The organism is Fluviicola sp. (assembly GCF_030151805.1).
Classification (GTDB): domain Bacteria; phylum Bacteroidota; class Bacteroidia; order Flavobacteriales_D; family Crocinitomicaceae; genus Fluviicola.
The window spans coordinates 1-3,743 of record NZ_JASLCN010000408.1; the positions used below are offsets into that span (position 1 = coordinate 1).

Below are 3,743 nucleotides of genomic sequence, written 5' to 3' on the forward strand. Positions count from 1 at the left end.
GCGCCATCCCGCAATTGATGGCCGTTGCAACATTGAAAGAATTGTACAATAATCCGGAGGTTCTGCACAAAAACGTTAAAATCAGAAAAGGAAAAACAGCTAAGTACTTTATTTCAATTCAGGACTTTAACAGTACGAAAAAGGAATTTATCTCTGTTCTTAAAAGTTTAGAGAAAAAAGACAATACAGGTAAAATCAAATCAATATTAGCCAACATTCAACAATGAGCACAGGTGAATTTGATATCATAGTGATAGGTGCCGGAGTTGCCGGAGGAGTGTTTGCTGCTTCTCAACCCCGTAGCACACGGATCCTTGTGATAGAACGAGACCTTTCAGAACCCGATAGAATTATCGGTGAATTAATGCAGCCCGGAGGAATTCAGTCTTTGAATGAACTCGGACTTGGTCATCTGCTGGAAGGCATTGATGCACAGGAAGTCAATGGATATAACCTCATTAAAGGGAACGAACGTTTTACAATCCAATATGAGGAGGTTCAAAAAGGACTCAAAGGTCTTGGTTTGAGAAACGGAAAGTTTCTGACCAATATCCGGAAAGAACTTGAACAACGGGAAAATATCACGGTGGTTCAGGGAAATGTCACTCAAATCCTTGAAAACAATAACACCATTACCGGCGTAAGCTACACACAGGAAGACGGAACAAGTGTTTCACAAGTTGCAAAACTGACAGTCGTTTGTGATGGGCCCATGTCTATGCTGCGTGATAAGTTGAGCAAAGTAAACAAGAAAGTGACTTCCTATTTTATGGGCTTGGTTCTGAAAGATTTGGAACTGGAGTTTCCTTCTTATGGCCACATGATTGTTACCGGCGATTTTCCAATCCTGGTTTACCCGATTCACACAAATGCCTATCGGATCTTAATTGATTATCCCGGAGGAAAAGCTCCCAAAATGGGCAAAGAATCCATAGAACGATTGAAGGAAGAAGTGGTGAAAATATTACCTGAAGAAATGATTCAGGCATTCTTAACAGCCATCGACGAGGAACCTTTGAAGGTGATGCCGAATCACTCCATGAAAGGTCAGGCATTCCGCTTGAAAGGCGCTGTATTGTTGGGCGATTCATTGAACATGAGACATCCTTTAACAGGTGGAGGAATGACGGCATCCTTTTCGGATATTCTTTGCCTGAATGGCGAATTAGCAGGGATTGATTTTCAAAATGAAGAAAAACTGGAATGCGCCATTAGCGAGTATTACAAGAACAGAGGGAAAAATGTGGAGACAATCAACATTTTGGCAAACTCTTTGTACGAAGTGTTTACGGATGATGAATTAAAAGAAGCATGCTTTGAGTATTTGCAGAAGGGAGGAGAACAAGCTACAGGTCCGCTTTCCATTCTATCCGGAATAAACAAAAACAAACAATTTCTGTTGAAGCACTTTTTTAAAGTGGCGATGCAGCACCCGATACATTTTATTACGAAACCGGCGAAACAAATACGCCTATATAAAAATGCCACACGAATTATTCGCCCCATATTAAAGGATGAAGGAGTTCCGGCAACGATCTGATGGAAAAAATTGAACACGAAACGCTTGAAGCGGCAGACTTAAGAAAAAAGAATCATTTGGATTTGGCTTTTGCTTCGCAAAGTGCCTTGTCGGATGGTCGTTTTTATTATGAACCGATGTTAGAGGGGCATCCTCAGCAATCGGACTTGCCTGTTCAACTGGGAGAGAAAACGCTCCGTTACCCTGTCTGGATTTCAAGCATGACAGGCGGTACTTCTGCTGCAGGTCCAATCAATAAAATGTTGGCAAAAACGGCCAATAAATATGGTTTTGGTATGGGTCTGGGCTCTTGCCGGGTTATTTTGGAAGACAATACCTATTTCGACGATTTTAACCTGCGTCCGATCCTTGGAGATGCTTCTCCGTTATACGCCAATGTAGGAATTGCTCAAATTGAGCGGTTAATAGACAAGGGGCAGGCTTCTAAGTTAAAAGCATTAGTCGATAAGCTGGATGCAGACGGTTTGATTGTACATGTGAATCCCTTGCAGGAATGGTTGCAGCCGGAAGGCGACTTGATTCAACGTTCCCCGCTGGTCACAATCAAACAGTTGTTGAATGAAATCGACACAAACATCATTGTGAAGGAAGTAGGGCAAGGCTTTGGTCCTGAAAGCATGAGAGAATTACTGAAGTTGCCGATTTTGGCAATTGACTTTGCAGCAAATGGCGGAACAAACTTTTCAAAATTAGAGCTATTGCGTAACGAACCATTGAAAGCACATTATGAAGACGTGATTGCTTTGGGGCATTCTGCTTCCGAAATGGTCGATTTTTTAAATAGCGCAATCCGGGAACTGGGTTCTGAACGTAAGTGTAATAACGTGATTATAAGTGGCGGGATAAAAAACTTTTTAGACGGTTATTATTTGACCTCAAAAGCAGACATTCCTGCAATTTACGGTCAGGCAGCGCCATTCTTAAAATACGCAAATGAATCTCAGGAAGCCCTGGACACATTTGCTGAAATACAAATAAAAGGATTACTAATGGCTCAAAAATTTCTAAAAATAAGATAATGGAAATAATAGAAGGGTTCTCAAAAAAGAACAAGCAGGAGAAGTTGGAAGCGATTACAAAGTTTTGTAAGTCGCCGGAGAAGACGATGGAAACATTTAAAAGTTTTGATCACCCTGAAGTCGCTGTTCAAGAAGTAATTAACGAGTTTAGTGAAAATACCATATCGAATTTCCACTTACCTTACAGCATTGCACCAAACTTTTTAATCAATGGAAAAACCTTTGCGGTTCCAATGGTCATTGAAGAAAGTTCTGTTGTTGCAGCAGCTTCAAAAAGCGCAAAATTCTGGTATGCTTTAGGAGGATTTCATACAGAGATCGTTGATACCGAAAAAGTAGGGCAGGTTCATTTCTTATGGCACGATGATATCGAAAAACTGACCGGTCGTTTTGACGAGTTAAAACAACTCTTCTTAAATGGTTCAGAAGACATTACGGTCAATATGCGTAACCGCGGTGGTGGTATCAAGGATATTGTCTTAAAAGATCTTTCAGATAAAGAGCCGGGATTAATGCAGTTGTTTGTCACTTTTGAAACAATAGATTCAATGGGTGCAAACTTCGTAAACTCTTGTTTGGAACGATTCGCTGAACTATTCAGAAACTGGCACCAAAACCAACCGGACTTGAAAAAGGATGGCCTGGAAATCATTATGTCCATTCTCTCTAACCTCACACCGAATTGTGTGGTGAAGTGTTGGGTGGAAACAGATGTGAAGAACCTGGATGGAATTGTTCCGGGAGTTTCCGGGAAAGAATTCGCAAAAAAATTCCATACTGCCGTAAGAATCGCACAAGTAGATCCTTATCGTGCAACGACGCACAACAAAGGAATTTACAATGGGGTGGATGCAGTTGTATTAGCAACAGGAAATGATTTCAGAGCGGTTGAAGCGTGTGGTCATGCGTATGCAAGTATAAACGGGCATTATACCTCTTTAACGAATTGCACGATTGAGAACGATATCTTCCGTTTTGAGCTGACGTTACCGATTGCAATGGGAGTAGTTGGCGGATTGACGAACCTGCATCCGTTGGTGAAACTATCGCATGAGATTTTAGATTTCCCGAATGCAAGAGAATTGATGGGAATAGCCGCAGCAGCAGGATTGGCAAATAATTTTGGAGCCGTTAAATCATTGACAACAACCGGAATTCAACAAGGACATATGAAAATGCACTTG

The 3,743-nt window shown here is 41.3% G+C and carries 4 protein-coding genes; all 4 read left to right on the top strand.

The window, feature by feature from the left end; all coding sequences use genetic code 11:
- Positions 1 to 227: hypothetical protein (locus Q1V93_RS15385; protein WP_300665879.1), on the top strand; the 227-nt coding region annotated here is incomplete at its 5' end.
- Entirely contained in the window at positions 224 to 1,540 is a 1,317-nt protein-coding gene (locus Q1V93_RS15390) for an FAD-dependent monooxygenase (RefSeq protein ID WP_300665880.1), read from the top strand. The genes Q1V93_RS15385 and Q1V93_RS15390, both read left to right, overlap by 4 nt.
- A complete protein-coding gene (locus Q1V93_RS15395; protein ID WP_300665881.1) occupies positions 1,540 to 2,559 on the top strand; it encodes an isopentenyl-diphosphate delta-isomerase in 1,020 nt (339 codons plus the stop codon). The genes Q1V93_RS15390 and Q1V93_RS15395 overlap by 1 nt, the downstream gene beginning before the upstream one ends.
- Positions 2,559 to 3,743 (top strand): hydroxymethylglutaryl-CoA reductase, degradative (locus Q1V93_RS15400; RefSeq protein ID WP_300665882.1); only part of this gene is annotated, 1,185 nt, incomplete at its 3' end. The genes Q1V93_RS15395 and Q1V93_RS15400, both read left to right, overlap by 1 nt.

Excerpts from the sequence above, each read along its gene's own strand:
- Q1V93_RS15395 (WP_300665881.1), top strand. The coding sequence starts at position 1,540 with ATGGAAAAAATTGAACACGAAACGCTTGAAGCGGCAGACTTAAGAAAA.
- Q1V93_RS15390 (WP_300665880.1), top strand. The coding sequence starts at position 224 with ATGAGCACAGGTGAATTTGATATCATAGTGATAGGTGCCGGAGTTGCC.